The sequence below is a fragment of the Bradyrhizobium sp. PRIMUS42 genome (genome assembly GCF_023006515.1).
Taxonomy (GTDB): domain Bacteria; phylum Pseudomonadota; class Alphaproteobacteria; order Rhizobiales; family Xanthobacteraceae; genus Bradyrhizobium.
Genome location: NZ_JALBGZ010001510.1, coordinates 1 through 544 on the forward strand (window position 1 = coordinate 1; position 544 = coordinate 544).

Below are 544 nucleotides of genomic sequence, written 5' to 3' on the forward strand. Positions count from 1 at the left end.
AGTGCGATCGCGCGCGCGATCGACAGGCCGAGCCCGAAGCCGGTGGACTCGTCCATGGTGCGCGCGTCGTCGCCGCGCACGAACGGCTCCAGCATCTCCGGCTTGCGTGCATCCGAAATGCCGGGGCCGTCGTCCTCGACATCGATGACGAAATTGATGCCGGCTATGCCGAGGCGGATCGTCACCTCGGCGCCGAAGCGCACCGCGTTCTCGACGAGGTTGGTGACGCCGCGATGCAGATCGTCGGGCCGCGCGGCGGCGGTCGCGGACGCCGGCCCGTCATAATGCACGACATGGCCCATGTCGTCGAACTGGTCGGCGATGAGCTGGAGCGTGCACGCGATGTCGACCAGCGTCACGGCCTCGATGTTGCGGTCGTTGCGCAGCAGCGACAGCACCGAGGCAAGCTGTAGCGCCTTGTAGCCGCGCCCGAGATGGACGGCGGATCCAGTGCAGGCTGTCGCTCTCCTCGCCGCTTGCGGTGCCGGGTGCGAGCATTTCGATGCCGAGCCTGGGGAAGGCGCGCGCGAGATCGGCGACGAGG

1 pseudogene is annotated in these 544 nt (G+C 68.6%); it reads right to left on the reverse strand.

Annotated elements, in window-relative coordinates:
• Positions 1-401, reverse strand: a pseudogene (locus tag MOV75_RS41355) (sensor histidine kinase); the annotation flags it as partial.
• Between the last annotated feature and the right edge of the window lie 143 nt (positions 402-544).